Below are 20,294 nucleotides of genomic sequence, written 5' to 3'. Positions count from 1 at the left end.
CTTATGAAAAGGGCTAAAAGCAATATATTGGGACAAGAACATTATCAATGAATTAGCTCAAATTAATTTATTGTGAAATAGTCCATAAGAAGCAGGATTTCATCAGAGAATGTCGAAAATCTAGTTGTTTTCACATTTACATCACACTTTTTTTACAATTTCATCACAATTATGATGACAGATTTGGAGTTGTTAGCAGAGTGTATCTTATCGAGCGAATTAATCAAATCTATCAGCGATACAAGAATTACGAATGGATCTATATTCTCCCACTTGTCGTGCTTTCACTAAAGAGGAAATTAGAGTACTTTTTCTTTATCCTGCACTCAGAGAAGGGACTCCCGAAATCGGAAGATTCGCAGTGGTATCTGAATTACGCCCACTCCCTGTTAACAGATTTCAAGCTTGGCTTACATATGAATGATCTTCTTTACTTGGGCTATAACCTCATTCTCGCCATATTGATAGGTGTGTTTAAGGAAGAATATATCGTTGTTTTTATACAGGCTGTAACAACGGCATCGTGTGTGATCTTGGTTTACCTCATCACTCGTCGATTATTCAACCGAATTACCGCAATAGTAGCCTCGTATTTCTATGCAACATCTTGGCATATTACAGTTTGGTCGATGTACATTCTTTCAGATAGTTTATTTATGAATCTCGTATTGCTGAATGTCTTCCTTCTTCTTAAAACGCTTGAGAATAACAATAAAGGTATGGGTGCGTTATTTCTTATTTCTTCGCTCCTCATGCTGGTATTCCGCCCAACGGGAGTTCTGACACTAGCCTTTATTTTCATTTACATCGCCTTGCAAATTAACCGATATCCATTAATCGCTTTCCTCAAGAGGCATAGATATAAGTTTGTATGCGCTTTACTATTCGTTTTCGCAGCTGTTGGTTTTCTTGTATTTACTCACAAATTGAATCCACTTCTTACCTCTCTACAATATAATGCGAAGTTGGTTTTATACAATATATATGCCAAAGGCTGGATTTATGATAATCCTTCAGGTCATGACTATGCCTATCGTCCCGATTATCGCATTGATATTTTCGGCAGTTTGATCCTGAGCTTTCTTATTCATAATTGGGATCATGTACTGTTGTTATATGGCAGAAGGGCTCTTGCGTTTATCGGCTGGTGGGTATGGAAGACGGATATACGGAGTCTGGCTGGGGTTATTAAATTGTGCAAGGATGTCGTCCCATCTCTTCTATTTCTATTCGGAACTTACGCTGCGATAAAGAACAACATATTCAGAAAAACATCGATTGTTTGGTTAGTTATTGTGTCGATATTCCTATTTTGTATGGTGTTGTTCATGGATAGTATGTATCGCTATAAGCTGCCTGCTTTACCCTTTATTTGTATCGTCTGCGGGTATGGTGTCGAGAGATTGATCCGCATAATGCTATTCTTCATTAACAAATTTGGGGGGAAGTTGCTTCAATGGAACAGAAACAAGCACTCATTGTGATCCCGGCCTATAATGAGCAGAACAATATTCTAAAAGTAATCAAGGATGTTCGTGAGAATCTTCCTAGTTACGATATTCTCGTTGTTAATGATTGCTCGAAGGACAACACGTCTGCGATAGCCAAGCAAGCAGGAGATGGCGTCAAAGTTGTGGACCTCTCCTATAATTTAGGGATTGGCGGCGCGGTGCAAACTGGCTTCAAATATGCCGAGAAGAATGGTTATTCGTATATGGTGCAAATTGACGGCGATGGTCAGCACCTTCCCAGCGAGGTGAACAAGCTATTTGCGTATATGACGCAAACGGGGTCCGATATGGTCATCGGCTCGAGGTTTCTAGATATTAAATCGTTCCAAACGACGTGGACAAGGCGCCTTGGTATTAAAGTGTTCTATTACTTATTTCGCTTGTTAATTCAGACGAAGATTACCGACGGGACTTCAGGGTTTCGGATGTATAATCGCAAGAGCATAGAGTTGTTAAGCCAATTTTATCCAGACGATTACCCAGAGCCAGACGCCATTATTTTGATTAGCAAACATGGACTTCGCATCGGGGAAATCGGCGTTGAAATGAGAGAGCGTGAACACGGTGTCTCCTCCATAACCCCGATCCAAAGTCCCTATTATATGACCAAAGTGATTATGTCGATCTTATTCTCTTTTACAAGGACAAGGACGAGGTGGTAGGGATGCTAACGAGTGAACATCATCTGTATAGTGTGCAATTAATGGGTGTCGTCTTTAGTTTAATACTCATGAGTACCGTATTTATGATGGTAAGGGCTAGAAGACTTCGGGAGAAATATGCACTTGTATGGTTTGTAATAGGTATCTTTACGTTAATCATGTCCATGTTCACGAATTTGATGGAGTGGTTCTCTAAACTACTGGGCATCGATTATGCGCCATCTGCATTTTTTGCCATTCTGATCGCCTCTGCCTATCTGCTCCTGCTGAATACGAGTATAAGTATCTCAGGTTTAAAACTACATAATAAAGCGCTTACCCAAGAACTGGGATTAACGAAGCTAAGGCTAGAAGAACTTGAGAAGAAAAGTAATGAGGAGGAAAAATCATCAAATATATCATGCTAGTTGCCAGTGTACTCATGACCGTTGTGGCGAGTACCTTGCTTAAAATAGGTGGTCGAGCTATTAATTTCGAGGGCGGAATTATGGCTATCGCGATAGGTTACATGACGACACCGTTGATTATAACCGGCTTTGCCTTTTACGCACTGGCGGCCTTCATCTGGATTTATTGCTTGTCCCAATTTGACCTCAGTTATGTGACCTTCGTGTCGAGTATTCAATATATTTTTATGATTCTCGTATCGATTATGATTTTCCATGAACAAATTAGCGCCATGAAGTGGGCGGGATGCGTGTTTATTATGATTGGTGTCATTTTATGGTTGAGAGGATAGTCTGCATGTACCATTGTGTGCCCTATACCGAAGACATGAAGGAAGACTGGGACAGATTGGCATGGTCTCAGGGGACTATTTTTCACACATTGTCATTTAGACAGATTCTGCTCGAGACGTTTGGCTATCAATGCTTGTATCATGCTGTGGTTGACCAAAGTGGCCAGATCTGCGCGTTAATTCCATTAGCGAGTGGTCGCAACTTAGGACTCAAGCGGGTAGGCGTTTCGCTCCCCTTTGTCAATTATACGGATGTGTGTGCCCTGAATGAGGAAGCCGCGCAATTTGCTATGGATGCCATCGTGCAGCTGAAGGAGAAATACCGTCTCCGTTACATCGAGTTGAGATTTAAGAATGGTATGATGCTGAGCGAAGGCAAGCAGTTGTCCCCGGTGCTTAAGCAATTGGATACAGCCCATAGGCAAGTAAACGACATCAACCACACCTTTGTGCTGCCATTAGCCAATGAAGATGAGGTTCTATCCCTCTCCACTCGCAATAATCGAAACCATATCCGGAAGGTCTACAAGAACAACTGGTTTCAGGTTTCTTATGATAAAGGGAATCTGGCACGCTTTCATAAAGTCTATGTTCGGCGTATGAAGCAGTTGGGTTCACCCGCACAGGATATTCGCTTTTTCCAAAGATTCTTGGACTATTTCCCTGATCATGCGGTGCTGCAAACCGTCCTAGATGCAGAGACTGGTGAGGTAGCTGGTGGGATGCTGCTATTAATAAGTCCGGGGGACTCCACTCTTTATTATCCCTATGGTGCGAATTTGACGGCGTATAATCACAAATATCTCAATAACTTTATGTACTGGGAAGCCGTGAAATTCGGGATAAGAAGTGGGCTAAAGCAGCTTGATCTCGGTCGTTCACAAACCGGTTCAGGCACGTATAAGTACAAAGAACAATGGGGTGCTGCTGCCGAGCAACTCACATATGTCGTGATGGGCAGCACGAATAAAGAGGAGGGTCCTCCAGATAAAGAAAAGCTGCGTTTCTTCATTGAACTCTGGAAGAGAATGCCTAACATGGTGACAGAACCAGTAGGTAAGCAGCTTATAAAGTATCTAATGCCGTAACCAACCAACAATATGTGACATGACAATCGGGGGAAATAGAGCATGGCTAATCTTAGCTGGAAGCAGTATTTTGACAAGAGGGCAGAGGTTCATGGCGCTTCCGTACAATCCTCTGACTACTATAATGAGGAAAGTTTCTTTCTGCAGCGAAATCATACATTAGGTTGGCTCGGAGAGCTTCATGACAAAGAGATTCTGGATGCCGGCTGTGGTGTAGGTGCCTTTAGTGAACCTCTCGTTGGGTCAAACACGGTGTATGGGGTGGATTTTTCGGAGAGAAGCCTTGCCTTTGCCGCGGAAAGAGGACTTCGAACATCGTCGGATGATCTAACGGCTCTTCATTTTGATGAGGGTAAGTTCGACCTCGTGCTGTGTATTGGTGTTATTCAGCTGATCGAACAGTATCGGGCGGTTATTAAGGAATTGGCTAGGGTGACGAAGCCGGGAGGGACTCTGCTTATTGAAACTTTGCACCGCAGGTCTTGGCAGAGGAAAGTGCTCCGATTGTTCGAGAAAACCAAAAAATTCGATCGCATGTACGCCATGGATGAATTAAAGAAAGTGCTCATAGAGCACGGATTCGAGCATATAGAGTTCTTAAAGATCTATCATCCGTTCTCTTACGTTTCGAAAGGAAATGCAGAGTGGAACGTGCACGATCGGTTATGCACATCATTCGCTATCAAGGGGAGTAAGAAGCATGTCTAATTCTTCTAAACAGATCACGAATCTACTCACATTTGATATTGAAGAATGGTTTCATGCGAATTACGAACAGGTGACGCCGGATCGTACGAAGGGTTCTAGTTTCCGAGCCCATATGGATACCCTGCTTCAGATGTGCAGCGATGCGAAATGTAAAGCGACGTTTTTCACACTTGGCTGTATTGGAGAGGATTACCCGGATATAGTGAAGGCTATCGCGCGTGAAGGTCATGATGTCGCCTCTCATGGGTATGCCCACGAATTAGCCTACAAGCAAACCAGAGAAGAGTTTCGTGCGGATGTCCAGAAATCAGTTGATATTCTTGAGAATCTAACCGGAACGAAGGTACTCGGGTATCGGGCGCCGTCATGGTCGATCGTTGAAAGCAACCTCCACTACCTTGAAGTATTAGAAGAGTTTGGCCTCGTGTATGACGCTAGTATTTTTCCAGTGAAAACTTTTCTTTACGGGATTCCTACAGCAAAGACGGAGATTCATAAGCCAATAGTGAACGGTAAAGAACTTAATCTCTTCGAGGTTCCGATGTCTGTCATGCGAGTTGCTGGGAGAAATGTGGGTTATTCCGGCGGTTTTTACTTTAGGTTTTTCCCCGAGTTCATTATTAGAAAAGCCATCCAATCTGCTAATCGCCGAGGGAAGAGTTCCATTGTTTATCTGCATCCGCGCGAAATTGATGCAAGAGAACATAAGCTGGAGCTTCCCAGCAAGGAGCATTTTATTCATTACTATAATATTAAAGGTACCAAGGCTAAGCTTGCAAACATGTTGGAGGCATTCTCTTTTACGTCCATTTCGGAGCATTTGAGCAATCAGTATAAACGATGAGTTTATTGGGTATCCGTTAGAAGAAATAGTTACAAGTTGCTCAGACATACATTAAGGAGTACATTTATGTATTGAAATGGATGCTCATGTAGGAGTAAAGGAGAACGAAACCTATGACGTATACTTCAAATCGAAATAAATTAACGGACGTTAGCCGCACTCTTGCTAAAGTTGCAATAGGAGAAGAAGCTGCTGATCTACTCATTCAAAATGGTACTTTGGTCAATGTGCATTCTGGTGAGCTTATTGCCCATATGGATGTCGCGATTGCTGCGGGACGAATTGCTTTCATAGGAAAGGCTGATCATACGATCGGCGACAAGACGGTCGTGATCGATGCGAAAGGGAAATACATGGTGCCAGGCCTGCTGGACGGCCACATGCATGTGGAAAGCACGATGCTTTCCGTGACGGAATTCGCCAAAGCGGCGATTGTCAAAGGGACGACGGGGATTTTCATGGACCCGCATGAGATAGCGAATGTTTTCGGCTCAGAAGGGGTCAGACTTATGCATGAAGAGGGACAGCAGTTGCCGCTCAAAGTATTCACGACTTTCCCTTCCTGTGTGCCAGCAACAAATGATTTGGAAGATGGCGGCGCTACCTTAGAGGTAGCTGATATTCAAGAGGGACTTCAATGGGACAATGTGGTGGGACTAGGTGAAGTGATGAACTTCCCAGGTGTTGTGTTCGGGGACCCCAAAATGTTCGGAGAAATCGAAGCTACACTGCAAAGTGGGAAGACCGTTACGGGACATTTCCCGAGTGACGATGATCGTATGTTGCAGGCTTATCTTGCATCTGGCGTTACGTCGGATCACGAGACCGTTACCCGCGAGCAAGGGCTGCATAAAGTTCGCATGGGGATGCATCTCATGATTCGGGAAGGCTCTGCGTGGCATGATGTCAAAGAGGTCATCAAGATTGTCACCGAGGATGGCGTCAATACGTCCAATATCTCACTCGTTACAGATGACGTGAACCCGCAAACGCTTGTGGAGAAAGGGCATCTCAATCATGTAGCACGACGCGCGATGGAAGAAGGTGTTCATCCGGTCACCGCGATTCAAATGGTTACGATCAATGTGGCACGTTATTTTAAGCTGGAGCATGATGTGGGATCAATCACACCAGGGAAATGTGCAGACATTTTACTAATGGATGATCTGCAGAAGATGGAGCCTTCCATGGTTATAACAGATGGTCAAATTATTGCGGAGCAAGGCGAGCTGGCTGTCGAATTCCCTGTGTTTACGTACCCGGCTCATATTCGCAATTCGATGAACGTGAAGCGGGAGCTGACGGCGAAGGACTTTAAGCTTAGGGCGGCTAACGAGCAGGAGAAGACGAACGTCAATGTGATCCGCGTGATCGAAAATAGTGCCAGAACCGAGAAGATGACGGCAGAGCTCGCCATTCAACAAGGTATCATCCTGCCGGATGTGGAGCAAGACATTATTCGCCTGGCCTGTATCGAGCGGCATCATGGCACAGGTCAAATCTCACTTGCTTTTGCCCATGGCTTTGGTGTGAAATCTGGCGCGGTGGCCTCTACGGTGGCCCATGACAGTCACAATCTGCTTGTGATGGGGATGGATGAAGCGGATATGGCGTTCGCTGCGAATGAACTTGTGAAGCTTGGCGGCGGGATGATTGTTGTGGAGAATGGCAAAGTGCTGGCTCAGGTCCAGATGACCATTGCAGGCCTGATGTCAGAGAAAACACTGCCTGAAGTTGTCAAGGAAGTCACACAGATGGACAAAGCATGGCAGCACATCGGCTGTTCTATGAACGCGCCGTTCATGACGTTTTCCCTCACTGCTCTGCCTGTGATTCCCGAAATTCGCATTTCGAATCGCGGGTTGGTGGATGTGACTCAATTTAAGCTAATTGATGTGGAAATCGTCTAACCAATCAATACAATTCGAACCTTTTCTGAACATTAGAGCATTATTCTAATGTTCTTTTTTCTATATAATTAGGTATATTAAAGCGCTTTCTATTAAGCGCTTACAATTAAGCGAAAGAGGGTATGTTATGGAATTAGTTAGAAAGCAAGGTCTCCAGTCCATCGTAATCGCCATGATGATCTTATCATTGTTGTTCAGCTTCGCGCCTCCGAAGGCCCATGCATCTGATGAGTACGATTTGCTGCGTGACAAATGGAAAACGATGCTCACAGGCGGAACCTCGTACTCGACCTCCGACACGGATATTGCAGCGGCAGTCACGGCGATTACAGCTAAGGCACAAGCGAACTGGAACAGTCTCAATAAAACACCGACCGAAGCGGCGAATTATATTTGGATCGATTTAAGATCTTCATCAGACTCGAGCCAGCTTACTACGGCCTATGTTCGTATTAAGGAAATGGCTTTGGCCACACAGACGGTAGGCTCAACGCTTTATGGCAACACAGCGCTGATCGCGGATACGATCATGGCTCTGGAGTGGATGAATACGTGGAAATTCTATGCGACGAAAACATCCTATCAGAATTGGTGGGATTGGCAAATCGGCGTTCCGATGGCTTTGAACGACTGCGTGGTACTATTGTATGATCTGTTAACGCCAACGCAAATTAGCAATTACATGGCAGCAGTGGATCGCTTCGCACCGACAGTGGACAAAACCGGTGCTAACCGTGTATGGAAAGCAACGGCTGTCGGCTTGCGTGCCGTCATTGCCAAGGATAGTGTGAAATTGGCGGCAGCGAGAGATGGCTTAACTTCTGTCTTCCCTAATGTGACGTCAGGCGATGGTTTTTATGAGGATGGATCCTTCATTCAGCATACGATATTTGCTTATACAGGTGGGTATGGTGTCAGTATTTTAGTCGATTTAGCTAATCTGATGTATCTTCTGAATGGTTCAACATGGGCAGTCACGACAACAAGCCAGACGAATTTGTATCAATGGATTTATAATGCGTACCAGCCTTTACTCTACAAAGGCGCCATTATGGACATGACTCGTGGCAGAGAAATATCCAGGTACTATGCGCAGGATCGCGATGAAGGACATGAAGTGATGCAAGGCATCATTCGCGTTTCGCAATTTGCCCCTGCGACCGATGCGCTTGCTTATAAGCGAATGATCAAATATTGGCTTCAAGCAGAAAATGCTAGCGCGACCATAAACAAATTTGCCACAGATGCTTCTGTGAATATGATTGTTTTGGGTAAAGGGATCTTGAACGATTCCGCGATTACACCGGCAAGTGAGTTGGTGAAATACCAACAGTTTTCTGCAATGGATCGCGCAGTTCATCTGCGCCCTGGTTTCGGATTTGGAATCGGTATGTTCTCTACGAGAATCAATAGCTATGAATCCATCAATAGTGAAAATAGCAAAGGTTGGTACTCAGGTGCGGGAACAACTTATCTCTACAACAACGATCTAGACCAATTCAGCGATGATTTCTGGCCGACGGTTGATAATTACAGATTGCCAGGGACAACGGTCATTTCCCAAACGTATATGCCAAGTCAATTTAGTACGAAAACTTGGGTTGGAGGAACGGATTTATTCAATACGTACGGCATCACAGGGATGGAGCAAGGCGTTGCTTCGAATACGTTGACGGCGAAGAAGTCATGGTTCATGTTCGATGATGAAATTGTTGCGCTGGGCGCAGGGATTACGAGTACGGATGGTCAGCCCATCGAATCCATCGTCGAAAATCGCAAGATCAACAGCAGCGGAAGCAACGCATTGACGGTCAATGGCGCCGCGCAATCCACAGCACTGGGCTGGTCGCAAGCTTTAGCAAGCGTCCAAACGGTTCATTTGGCAGGCAATGTGACGGGTTCTGATATTGGTTACTATTTCCCAACGGCTACGTCACTTCAAGCGAAGAGGGAAGCACGCACAGGAAATTGGAAGCAAATCAATCCGAGAGCTTCCACCCCTTCAACAGCGATTACGAGAAACTACCTGACGATGTGGCTAAATCAGGGTACGAATCCAACGAATCAATCGTATCAATATGTGATTTTGCCTAATAAAACGAGCGCTCAAGTAACGAGCTATGCGAGTAATCCGAATGTAACGATTCTAGAGAATTCAGGGGATGCGCAGGCGGTGAAAGAGAATACACTGGGCATCGTTGGTGTGAACTTCTGGAACGATGCTGTCAAAACAGTGAGCGGTATCACCTCCAATAAGAAAGCATCCGTTATGACGAAGGAAACGACAACAGATTTGGATGTTTCAGTATCGGATCCAACCAAAGTGAACACGGGAAGTATCGCGATTGAGATTAATAAAGCAGCAACGAGCACGATTTCAGCAGATCCAGGCATCACAGTCACACAATTAACACCAACAATTAAGTTCACCGTAAATGTGAACGGTGCGAAGGGCAAAGCGTTTAAAGTGAAGTTCGATTTTACAGGTACAACAACGCCACCTCCAACCACGCCGGGTACAACGGTTATTGTAGATAATGCAGGAACAGGCATGACGAAAGTAGGTTCATGGACGACAGCTTCGACGGCAACGGATAAATACCTAACCAATTATATTCATGACAGCAACACAGGTCAGGGGACCAAAAGTGTTACCTTTACACCAACTTTAACAGGATCAGGCATGTATAACGTCTATATTTGGTGGCCAGCTCATATGAATCGGGCAACGATTATTCCAGTAGATATTGTGCATGCAAGCGGAACAACGTCAGTATCCATCGATCAGACATCGGATGGCGGTCAATGGAACCTAGTGGGTTCATACGAATTTGCGGCGGGTACGACCGGCTATGTCAAGATTCGGACAGACGGAGCGAATGGCTACGTCACAGCTGATGCTGTGAAGTTTGAGCCGACGCCATAAGAGGATCGATGTATAAAAGGAAGCCTTAGGGCTTCTTTTTGCTGTAGACGATGAATCCGTGTGATGCACATCCGCTTATTCCGTGATACGATGGCACTAATTGAAGCGCGATGTTGATTATTTTGAACCAGAATGAGGGGCAACCTATGAGGCATAAGATGATCTTTTTATCGCTGCGGGCCAAATTTATCTATCTGTTTTTCTTATTGATCACCATTCCCTTCTTTCTAAGCGGTTTGATTACCTACAAGCAATATTCCAATAATGTACAAGCAGAAGCGATTGCCTATACGCGGCAAATTATCGATCAAATCACAATTAATCTGGACCGTTACCTAAAGGAGATGGACAGACTAACCCTAGCCCCCTACTATGACAAGAATGTCATAGATATTCTAAATGCCCATTTATCCCACATCCCAACGACAAATTATGTAAAAAACGATGAGAATGCCAAAATGAATTTCATGATTACTTCCCTTGCGATTGATCGGAATGAGCTGCAGGGGATTATGATTTTTACCAACGATGGCATTATCTTTAGTAATCTGCAGGACAGTCTTACACAGAATTGGGAGTTGTCCGCGAACGCTTGGATGAAGGATGCTGTTGCCGCAGATAGTGGGCTTGTGATCATTCCACCCCATCAAGTTTTCTACTATTTAGGAGGTCCCAAAGAAGTTGTTTCTATTGCACGCGTCATCCGAGAAGCAACGACGAATAAGCATTTGGGCATCGTGAAAGTCGATCTGTCGGAGAAAAGTTTCGAGAAGATTCTCGCGTCAGCGAGTTTCAGCAAGAACAGCCATATCTATGTCTCGGATCGACAAGATCGTCAGCTGTATCCGTTGCATGGCAAGGTGGATTTGGCGACAACAAGCAATCAAATAGCCATGGCCGGCGAGACGTATCTCACAGCTACGAAGCAATCCGATTACACAGGGATGTACGTGACGGGGCTGATCCCACAGGCAGATATGAAAACAGGGGCGCGCCAACTAATTCGTTTCACGATTTTCATCTCGGTGGGGGCTGTACTCGTCGCCTATTTCATTGCTGGTATCGCCTCCGGCAGACTCGTTAGACCTATACGACATCTTCAGATGAAGATGAAAAAGGTACAAAAAGGCGACTTCGGGGAACGAGCAACCGTCACGACTTTTGATGAAATCGGGCAGCTCACGGAGGGCTTCAATGTCATGGTCGCCGAGATCGAGCGGTTGGTGAGGGAAGTCTATGAGAGCAAGCTGCGAGAACGAGAAGCTGAATTCTATGCGCTGCAGAGTCAAATTAATCCGCACTTTATCTATAATACGTTAGAATCCATCAACACGATGGCACTGCAAGCCCAGCAGTATAAGGTATCGCATGTGGTGGTTAACCTCGGGCGATTGCTTCGTTATACGGTAGATAAAAACGCCAAATACGTCATCCTGCAGGACGAAATTTCATTCGTGGAGTCATATTTGGAAATCCAATCCTCGCGTTTGGGAATTCTGCTGCTTACGGAGTTCCACGTAGAAATCGGTCATGAGTATCTGCTCATTCCGAAGCTTATTTTACAGCCATTGGTTGAAAATGTGATTGAACACGCGCTTACCGATCAGCCAGTAACCGTGAAAATATCAACCCGCATTGAGGGGGAAGACCTGCTCATTGTTGTGGAGGATGATGGCGCAGGTATGAGCGCTGCACGCCGAATTCAAGTTGAGAAGCACATGCATGCCGAGCATGTTGAGGAGAGTAAGCAACGCTTTGGGGAGAAGAAGAAAGAATTTGCTCTGCGGAATGTCCATCGCCGTTTATTCTTGCTTTATGGAGAAGGCTACGGACTGTTTATGAATAAAACGACGACCAAAGGGTCGCAATTCCTAGTTAGAATCCCTTTGCTTTACGGAGAGGAGTCCTGAACGATGCTTCAAATTCTACTGGTCGAAGATGAAGCGAATCTGCGATTGCGTTTTCGCAAGTTGTTGGAGGATATGATTGGGGGCTGCAAGGTGGTGGGCGAAGCCTCCAATGGTGTTGAAGCTTTGGAATGGTTGCGAACGAATACGGCTGATGTCGTTATTACTGATATTCGGATGAATGTTATGAATGGTATCGAGCTGACTAAGCGAATCAAAGAGCAGAATCCCGCTATGCCCGTCGTCATAATAAGTGGTTACAGCGATTTCGCCATCGCCGTGGAAGCGATTCGCTATGAAGTATCGGCCTACCTGCTGAAGCCAGTGGATCGTGTAGAGCTAACGCTTGTGATTCAGAAGCTTACGCAAAAGCTCAAAGGAGTCGCGAACACCGCGAAAGAACTGGAGATGAGCCCGTCTATGCAAGGAGGCGGCTTACCTTTGGAGAATGAGGAACGCCAGATCATCCGACGTATTAAAGAGTTGATTGCTCAGCGTTTGGAGCAGGATATCTCGTTGCAATATTTGGCTGATCAGGTGAATCTCAATCATCGTTACCTCTCTGTGTTATTCAAAACAGAGACAGGGATCAACCTATCCGACTATGTGACGCAATGCCGGATGGAGAAAGCAAAGAGCCTGCTGAGGCATTCGCAGCTGAAGATCCAAGATATATCTCGCCTGTCTGGCTATCCCAATGCGAAATACTTCATGTCGGTGTTTAAGCAGATGGTGGGGAGCACACCGACAGAATACCGTGAGCATCCGGAGGAAAGTTCATCTTCCATTTCAAATAGCTAGCTGCGTAATAACTTTGGTTTCCAATATTTATAATGGATTTCAAGAAATAGGGCAAACTGAAACGAACTTATCACATCAAGGTGGTGTACGCACATTGTTGACTGATTTGAAGCGTTTGTTAATAGGCCAGCCCTTGAAGTCCCATGAATTAGGTGAGCAGAAGTTAAATAAAAAGAAAGCGTTGGCTATTCTTTCTTCAGATGCACTCTCCTCGGTAGCTTATGGTCCAGAGCAGATTCTAATTGTCTTAATCACGATTAGCGCAGCGGCGTTCTGGTATACAGTCCCTATCGCTTGCGGTGTTCTGTTTCTCTTAGTAGCCCTTATTTTGTCCTATCGACAAATCATCTTCGCTTACCCACATGGGGGAGGCGCCTATGTGGTCTCGAAGGTGAACCTCGGGATGAACGCCGGATTGTTTGCGGGCGGATCCTTATTAGTCGATTACATCTTAACTGTTGCGGTTAGTATATCCGCGGGTACCGATGCGATCACGTCAGCTTTTCCAAGCTTACACAGCTATACCGTACCGATTGCTCTGGCACTCGTATTGTTTATCACGATCCTCAATCTGCGCGGAATCACGGAATCAGCCTCCATCTTGGCGTATCCCGTGTATTTGTTTGTGATCGCACTGTTAGTCCTGATCGGTATTGGTTTATTTAAGATCCTTACAGGTGAAATTTCTCCTGATTTGCATACGCCCTTGGGGACACCAGTTGCGGGCATTTCCTTATTCATCTTGCTAAGAGCCTTCTCCTCAGGCAGCTCGGCATTAACAGGGGTAGAGGCGATATCCAATGCCATTCCGAACTTTAAGACGCCTGCCCCGAACAATGCTTCCAAAACATTAATGGCCATGGGCTTGCTATTGGCGATTTTGTTCGCTGGCATCATCTATTTGGCCTACTACTACGGCATTGCCCCGCGTGAGAAGGAAACGGTCGTTTCTCAGATTGCGACGGTGACATTTGGCCGAGGACTGATGTATTATATCGTCCAAGGTACAACCGCGATGATACTTGTTCTCGCCGCGAATACGGGTTATTCTGCATTTCCGCTGCTCGCGGTTAATCTGGCCAAGGATAAATTTATCGCTAGGATGTTTACGATGCGCGGTGACAGATTGGGCTATTCGAACGGGATTATCTTCCTAGCGGTGACCTCTATGCTATTAATTATCGTGTTCAAAGGGCAGACCGAGCAGTTAATCCCGCTCTATGCTGTCGGGGTGTTCATCCCCTTTACGCTCGCACAGACAGGTATGCTGGTGAAATGGTTTCGGGAGAAACCGAGAGGTTGGCTGCTCAAATTAACGGTTAATTTAGTGGGGGCATTCATGAGCTTCATCGTCATGATGATCTTCTTTATCACCAAGTTTGGACAAGTGTGGAGTGTGCTCGTTTTCCTGCCGCTCATCGTGTTCATTTTTCATCAAATCAAAAAGCATTACGATGCGATCGCTGAACAATTGCGACTCTCTTCTTGTGAACCTGCCCTCCCGATTGAAGGGAATGTCATGATTGTACCTGTAGCCGGCTTCACACATGTGGTGGAGAATTCGTTGAACTATGCCAAGTCGCTGTCACCCGATCAAATTATTGCGGTGTATGTGGCTTTTGAACGGGACGATGAGAAAAAGTTCGAGGAGAAATGGCAGAAGTGGCAGCCCGATGTGCGCTTAGTCACGCTGCATTCCCATTATCGAAGCATTGTCCACCCGTTGACCAAATTCATCGATACCGTGGAACATAAAGCCTCGGAATCGAATTTCCGGGTAACCGTGATCATCCCGCAGTTTATACCCAAGAAGAATTGGCATAACATCCTCCACAATCAATCTAGCTTGCTGATAAGGGCATTCCTGCTTTATAAGCGGAATTTGGTTGTGACGACCGTGCCGTATCATTTGAAAAAGTAGCGTGAATGCTCGATAGTTCGGGTGGGGGGGCACTGCCGGCCCCCCAGCACCAATTTGTCCGAAATTACCGAACTAATTTGCCCTAAATAACCCTGGCACAGGGAAAAAGGTAAATAGTTCGGTAGAATCGGACTATTTACTGTTTTTATGAAGGAATCCTCGTATTAGTTCGGAGAAATCGGACTATCCGATGCTCCTCACTTACCCGTTGCATGAACCCACGAAGCTCACTGCAAGTGAACAAGAACTAAGTTATCTATCCAATCGCACTTATTTATTTGAGCATTCTGGGGCGTATATCTCTTTCTAAGAGAGAGAGCTACAATTCAAAGAGCACCTCCAACCACTAGTCATTGAGTGGGGAGGTGCTTTTTTGATTTAACTTGGATAGGTGGGTAAGAGAATCCATATTTTTATACTTTTTTTATACCGATGCCATAGTTTCTTTACCCCCTTTTTATACGGATCGGCGTTACAATGTTTCAGGAAAGGGGGCGGTGATCGTCATGCAAAGTGATTTTTTGCTGATAGCTGCGCCCACCAAGGCAGGCGAGTTAAGTTTCTTCTATCATCTCTAAAAACAAATAAAAACATAGGATCTGTCTGATTTGAAGGAGGTGTGTCCGTGTACAACGATGTAACAATGATCTTATTATTTGCAGTAACTTTTATAGGTTTTTGGGGATTTGCGAAATATTGTGAGAAAGCATAAGCGTAAGCTTACGAAGTCGTTTTTCAAGAAAAACGTTAGGAGGCAACCTTATGATCGTTATTGGATTAATTGCATGTGCCATCATTGTATATCTTGGTTTTGTTTTAGTGAAGCCAGAGAAATTTTAATTATAGAATATGAGATTACGTAAGCAAGGGGAGAACCTACTATGGGTATGGGATTGTTACAAGTAGTTATCACACTGGGTATTATCATGCTTTTGGTAAAGCCTGTGGGAAGTTACTTGGTTAATGTATTCAGTTATGAAAAGGGTGGCCTTGATCGTGTTTTTGGTCCTTTCGAGCGTGTATTTTATCGCATCATGGGTGTTAAAGAAGACGAAGCCATGGGGTGGAAAAAGTATGTAGGCGCTGTCCTGTTAATTAACTTTGTGATGATGCTTCTTATGTACGTTGTGTTTCGGCTTCAGAAATACTTACCGCTTAACCCTGATGGTATAGCTAATATGCCTCCGGCACTCGCTTTCAATACAGCTGTTTCTTTCATTACCAATACGAACTGGCAAGCTTACAGTGGTGAAAATGCCATGTCCTATTTGTCACAAATGGTGGGGCTTACGTTCCCGATGTTTACTTCGGCAGCAACTGGATTTGCTATTGCGGTTGCTTTCACGCGCGGTTTAGTTGGCCGTCAAGATAATCTAGGGAATTTTTATGTGGACATAACTAGGGCGATTATACGCGTATTCCTGCCACTTAGCTTCATTGTTGCTTTGGTCCTAGTTTTTCAAGGTGTTCCACAAACTCTATTGGGTGCCGTACAAGCTACAACCATTGAAGGTGCTGGGCAAACCATTACTCGTGGTTTAGTTGCTTCTTTTGAATCTATTAAACACATCGGCACCAACGGTGGTGGTTGGTTCGGCACGAATGCCGCGCATCCTTTTGAAAATCCAACGCCTGTTGCCAACTTGATCCACATTATTTGTATGATGCTTCTACCTACCTCACTGGTGTACGCATTTGGACTCATGATCAAGAACAAGAAGCAAGGCTGGACGATCTTTGCAGCGATGGGGATTATTTTCGTCGTTATGGTTGCTACGGTTTTCTATGCTGAATACAAAGGTGTGCCTGCAGTAGATGCGTTAGGCGTACATGGGAATATGGAAGGCAAAGAAGTACGATTCGGAGTCTCCGAATCTGCGTTATTTACAGCCGTAACCACAGCTGCAACAACAGGCAGTGTAAACAATATGCATGAGTCGCTTACACCTCTCGGAAGCATTGTTCCTTTTGCAGAAATGATGTTGAACAATGTGTTCGGCGGTAAAGGAGTAGGCTTGTTAAACGGCTTGCTTTACTTGATCTTATCCGTGTTTATCTGCGGGTTAATGGTGGGGCGTACACCAGAGTTTCTAGGGAAAAAGATTGAAGGGAAAGAGATTAAACTAGCGGCTATCGCGATTCTTACCCATCCGCTGATCATTCTCGCACCGACAGCTTGGGCCCTGATTCGCCCTGAATCTATTCATTCCATAGCTAATCAGGGCACACATGGTCTCTCTGAGGTGCTGTATGCCTTTACATCGGGTGCAGCTAATAATGGATCGGCCTTCGGTGGCCTGACCGCGAACACGAACTTCTACAACTTGGGCATTGGTATGGTGATGTTGTTTGGTCGTTACATTTCGATTATCGCGATGCTGGCCATTGCGGGGTCACTTGCTACGAAGCGAGTCGTACCTGTTACGACGGGAACACTTCGGACGAATACGCCCTTATTTATGGGGATTATGATTATGATTATTCTAGTTATTGGTGCTCTAACGTTCTTCCCGGCGCTGGCACTGGGGCCGATTGCTGAACATTTGGCGGCGCGTTAAACGGATAGACGTAATAGAGATGGAGGATTGATGGGACTGTGGAACGTAAAAAAACATTAACTAAAGATATTGTGAATCAAGCTATCGTGGATTCGTTCAAAAAATTAAATCCTTGGATCATGATGAAGAATCCGGTTATGTTCGTGGTGGAAATCGGTACGGTGATTACGCTTCTGCTTTCTCTTGCACCTGAGTTGTTTGGCAGCTCGGAAGTAGGGCGGGGTTATAACATCGCGGTATTCTTGATTTTGCTATTCACCTTACTATTCGCTAACTTTGCCGAAGCTTTGGCGGAAGGTCGCGGTAAGGCGCAGGCCGAATCCCTCAGGAAGACGAAATCCGATACGATGGCTCGCTTAGTTCAAAAGGATGGCACTTATAAGCAAGTGTCTTCGACTTCGCTTCGCAAAGGTGATGTAGTACGCATTGAAATTGGAGAGCTTATCCCCTCCGATGGTGAAATTATTGAGGGTTTGGCCTCTATTGATGAATCAGCGATTACTGGGGAATCTGCTCCGGTAATTAAGGAAGCAGGCGGCGATTTCTCATCTGTGACAGGCGGTACACGGGTAGCTTCTGACTATATCGTTGTCAAAGTGTTGACGGATCCCGGCGAATCATTCTTGGATTGTATGATTGCGCTTGTCGAAGGTGCCAAACGGCAGAAAACGCCGAACGAAATTGCGTTAACAACGCTGCTTGCTGTACTGACATTGATCTTCTTAATTGTCATGATGACGATGGTTCCGATAGCTTCGTATTTAAACGTAAAATTAGAAATTTCCACGTTGATTGCGCTGCTGGTATGTCTCATTCCAACGACAATTGGCGGTCTCTTATCAGCGATTGGTATCGCTGGAATGGATCGTGTGACGCAGTTTAACGTGCTAGCGATGTCGGGTAAGGCTGTTGAAGCTGCTGGTGATATCGATACGATGATTCTGGATAAAACAGGGACGATTACGTTCGGTAATCGGATGGCTTCCGAGTTTGTGCCCGTGGGTGGCAGATCGGTGAAAGACATTACTTTCGCAGCTCTACAAGCCTCTGTGAAGGATGAAACACCAGAAGGACGCTCGATTGTCGAGCTTGCGAACAAGCTTGGGGAGTCTTGGCAAGCTGATCATTACTCGGATGCAGAAGTGGTGGAGTTTACCGCAGAAACGAGGATGTCGGGACTTGATCTAGCAGACGGTGTGAAATTCCGCAAAGGTGCGGTTGATGCGATCAAGAACTATGTTACTGCGCATGGTGGCAAAATTCCAGCTGATTTAGAAGCGATAACGAACCGAATCGCGAAAGCAGGAGGCACGCCACTCGCAGTTGCGATTAACGAGCGAATCTATGGTGTTATTTACCTTAAGGATACGGTAAAACCGGGCTTGAAGGAACGTTTTGCGGAACTTCGCGCAATGGGTATCAAAACTGTGATGTGTACAGGGGATAACCCACTTACGGCTGCAACGATTGCACTCGAGGCTGGTGTAGATGAGTTTATTGCTGAAGCGAAGCCGGAAGATAAAATTGCCGCAATCAAGAAAGAGCAGCAGGAAGGCAAACTCGTTGCCATGACAGGCGACGGCACGAATGATGCGCCTGCACTTGCACAAGCGGATGTAGGTCTCGCGATGAATTCAGGAACGATGGCTGCCAAAGAGGCGGCGAACATGATCGATCTGGATTCCGATCCGACCAAGCTGCTATCGGTGATCTCTATTGGTAAACAATTATTGATCACTCGCGGGGCTTTGACGACGTTCTCGATCGCCAACGACATTGCTAAATACTTCGCGATCATTCCTGCGATGTTCATTCTAGCTATGCCGCAGCTGCAGGCCTTGAATATTATGAATCTGGCATCACCAGAATCGGCCATTCTATCTGCTTTAATTTTCAATGCTATCATCATCCCGCTGTTGATTCCCATTGCGATGAAGGGTGTTAAGTACCGGGCGATGTCGGCTGATAGGCTGTTGTCACGTAATATTTTGCTCTACGGTATCGGTGGTGTGGTTGTACCATTTATCGGGATTAAAATCATTGATATGGTACTTCACGGCTTAAGCATCGTGTAAAGAGATAGAGAAACGAGGAGATCATTTTATGAAATCGGTTATGATAGCTATTCGTGTATCGTTATTGTTCATGATCGTCTGTGGACTTATTTATCCACTTGCTACGACAGGGGTGGCTCAAGTTTTATTTCCCAAACAAGCAAATGGCAGTCTCATAGAATCAGGCGGTACGGTTATTGGATCGGAATTGCTGGCTCAAAACTTCGAGTCTCCAAAGCTGTTTCATCCAAGAGCATCGGCAGCCAAGTATGACCCTACAGCATCAGCTGGCTCCAATACAGTGGTAGCTTCCAGCGATTATGCAGAGGCAATGGCAGAGAAAATTGCCGCGTTAAAGACTGAAAATCCTACGCTAACTGAAATTCCGGCAGATTTAGTTACTGTTTCTGGCTCAGGCTTCGATCCGGACTTGTCACCAGAAGGAGCGAAAGCCCAAGTTCCAAGAATTAGTAAGGAAACCGGGATCACCGCGAACGAGCTTAATGATTTAATTGACCGCATGTCAAAAGAGCGGCAGCTGGGTATTTTTGGGGAACCAAGAGTCAATGTGACTGAACTAAATAGGGAACTGCTTAAACAAGTGAAATTGTAAACTAAGCAGGGTGCCACTCTCGATATGAGAGTGGTTTCTGCACTTTTAGAGA

At 45.3% G+C, this 20,294-nt stretch carries 16 protein-coding genes; all 16 read left to right on the top strand.

Going from position 1 to position 20,294, the window contains the following annotated elements:
* Positions 1-200 precede the first annotated feature (200 nt).
* The 16 genes from L6I86_RS15595 (at position 201) to kdpC (ending at position 20,242) form a co-directional block, all read left to right on the top strand.
* Entirely contained in the window at positions 201-1,484 is a 1,284-nt protein-coding gene (locus L6I86_RS15595) for a glycosyltransferase family 39 protein (RefSeq protein WP_236288477.1), read from the top strand.
* Complete coding sequence (locus L6I86_RS15590; protein WP_236288475.1) at positions 1,457-2,173, top strand: glycosyltransferase family 2 protein; 717 nt, start codon at positions 1,457-1,459, stop codon at positions 2,171-2,173. Before L6I86_RS15595 ends, L6I86_RS15590 begins: the two co-directional genes overlap by 28 nt.
* 2 nt (positions 2,174-2,175) lie before the next feature.
* Positions 2,176-2,580, top strand: coding sequence for a DUF2304 domain-containing protein (locus L6I86_RS15585; RefSeq protein ID WP_056608845.1), 405 nt, complete (start codon positions 2,176-2,178; stop codon positions 2,578-2,580).
* Entirely contained in the window at positions 2,574-2,912 is a 339-nt protein-coding gene (locus L6I86_RS15580) for an EamA family transporter (protein ID WP_236288473.1), read from the top strand. The genes L6I86_RS15585 and L6I86_RS15580 overlap by 7 nt, the downstream gene beginning before the upstream one ends.
* 89 nt (positions 2,913-3,001) lie before the next feature.
* A complete protein-coding gene (locus L6I86_RS15575; RefSeq protein WP_236288471.1) occupies positions 3,002-4,000 on the top strand; it encodes a GNAT family N-acetyltransferase in 999 nt (332 codons plus the stop codon).
* 42 nt (positions 4,001-4,042) lie between these two features.
* Positions 4,043-4,708 carry a class I SAM-dependent methyltransferase gene (locus tag L6I86_RS15570; RefSeq protein WP_236288469.1) on the top strand — a complete coding sequence of 222 codons (666 nt, stop codon included), beginning with the start codon at positions 4,043-4,045 and terminating at the stop codon, positions 4,706-4,708.
* Positions 4,701-5,552, top strand: a complete 852-nt coding sequence (locus L6I86_RS15565; protein ID WP_236288467.1) for a DUF3473 domain-containing protein — start codon at positions 4,701-4,703, stop codon at positions 5,550-5,552. Before L6I86_RS15570 ends, L6I86_RS15565 begins: the two co-directional genes overlap by 8 nt.
* Before the next feature lie 113 nt (positions 5,553-5,665).
* Positions 5,666-7,462 (top strand): adenine deaminase, encoded by a 1,797-nt coding sequence (gene ade, locus L6I86_RS15560; RefSeq protein WP_236288465.1) that lies wholly within the window; start codon positions 5,666-5,668, stop codon positions 7,460-7,462.
* Between the two features lie 127 nt (positions 7,463-7,589).
* Complete coding sequence (locus L6I86_RS15555; protein WP_236288463.1) at positions 7,590-10,388, top strand: polysaccharide lyase family 8 super-sandwich domain-containing protein; 2,799 nt, start codon at positions 7,590-7,592, stop codon at positions 10,386-10,388.
* A 146-nt stretch (positions 10,389-10,534) separates the two neighbouring features.
* Complete coding sequence (locus L6I86_RS15550; RefSeq protein ID WP_236288461.1) at positions 10,535-12,298, top strand: sensor histidine kinase; 1,764 nt, start codon at positions 10,535-10,537, stop codon at positions 12,296-12,298.
* A gap of 3 nt (positions 12,299-12,301) precedes the next feature.
* Positions 12,302-13,096 carry a response regulator transcription factor gene (locus L6I86_RS15545; protein WP_236288459.1) on the top strand — a complete coding sequence of 265 codons (795 nt, stop codon included), beginning with the start codon at positions 12,302-12,304 and terminating at the stop codon, positions 13,094-13,096.
* A 94-nt stretch (positions 13,097-13,190) separates the two neighbouring features.
* The gene (locus L6I86_RS15540) at positions 13,191-15,017 is read left to right on the top strand and encodes an APC family permease (protein ID WP_236288457.1); all 1,827 of its coding nucleotides are present in this window, start codon (positions 13,191-13,193) and stop codon (positions 15,015-15,017) included.
* A 762-nt stretch (positions 15,018-15,779) separates the two neighbouring features.
* Positions 15,780-15,857 (top strand): potassium-transporting ATPase subunit F, encoded by a 78-nt coding sequence (locus L6I86_RS35910; protein ID WP_420851896.1) that lies wholly within the window; start codon positions 15,780-15,782, stop codon positions 15,855-15,857.
* A gap of 47 nt (positions 15,858-15,904) precedes the next feature.
* Positions 15,905-17,575 (top strand): potassium-transporting ATPase subunit KdpA, encoded by a 1,671-nt coding sequence (gene kdpA, locus L6I86_RS15535; protein ID WP_236288670.1) that lies wholly within the window; start codon positions 15,905-15,907, stop codon positions 17,573-17,575.
* 38 nt (positions 17,576-17,613) lie between these two features.
* Positions 17,614-19,650, top strand: coding sequence for a potassium-transporting ATPase subunit KdpB (gene kdpB, locus L6I86_RS15530; protein ID WP_236288454.1), 2,037 nt, complete (start codon positions 17,614-17,616; stop codon positions 19,648-19,650).
* Between the two features lie 28 nt (positions 19,651-19,678).
* Positions 19,679-20,242, top strand: coding sequence for a potassium-transporting ATPase subunit KdpC (gene kdpC, locus L6I86_RS15525; RefSeq protein ID WP_236288452.1), 564 nt, complete (start codon positions 19,679-19,681; stop codon positions 20,240-20,242).
* Positions 20,243-20,294 lie beyond the last annotated feature (52 nt).

Source organism: Paenibacillus allorhizoplanae (assembly GCF_927798215.1).
Lineage (GTDB): Bacteria > Bacillota > Bacilli > Paenibacillales > NBRC-103111 > Paenibacillus_E > Paenibacillus_E allorhizoplanae.
The sequence above is the reverse complement of the archived record's forward strand: the minus strand, read 5'-3'. Positions and strand labels throughout refer to the sequence as shown.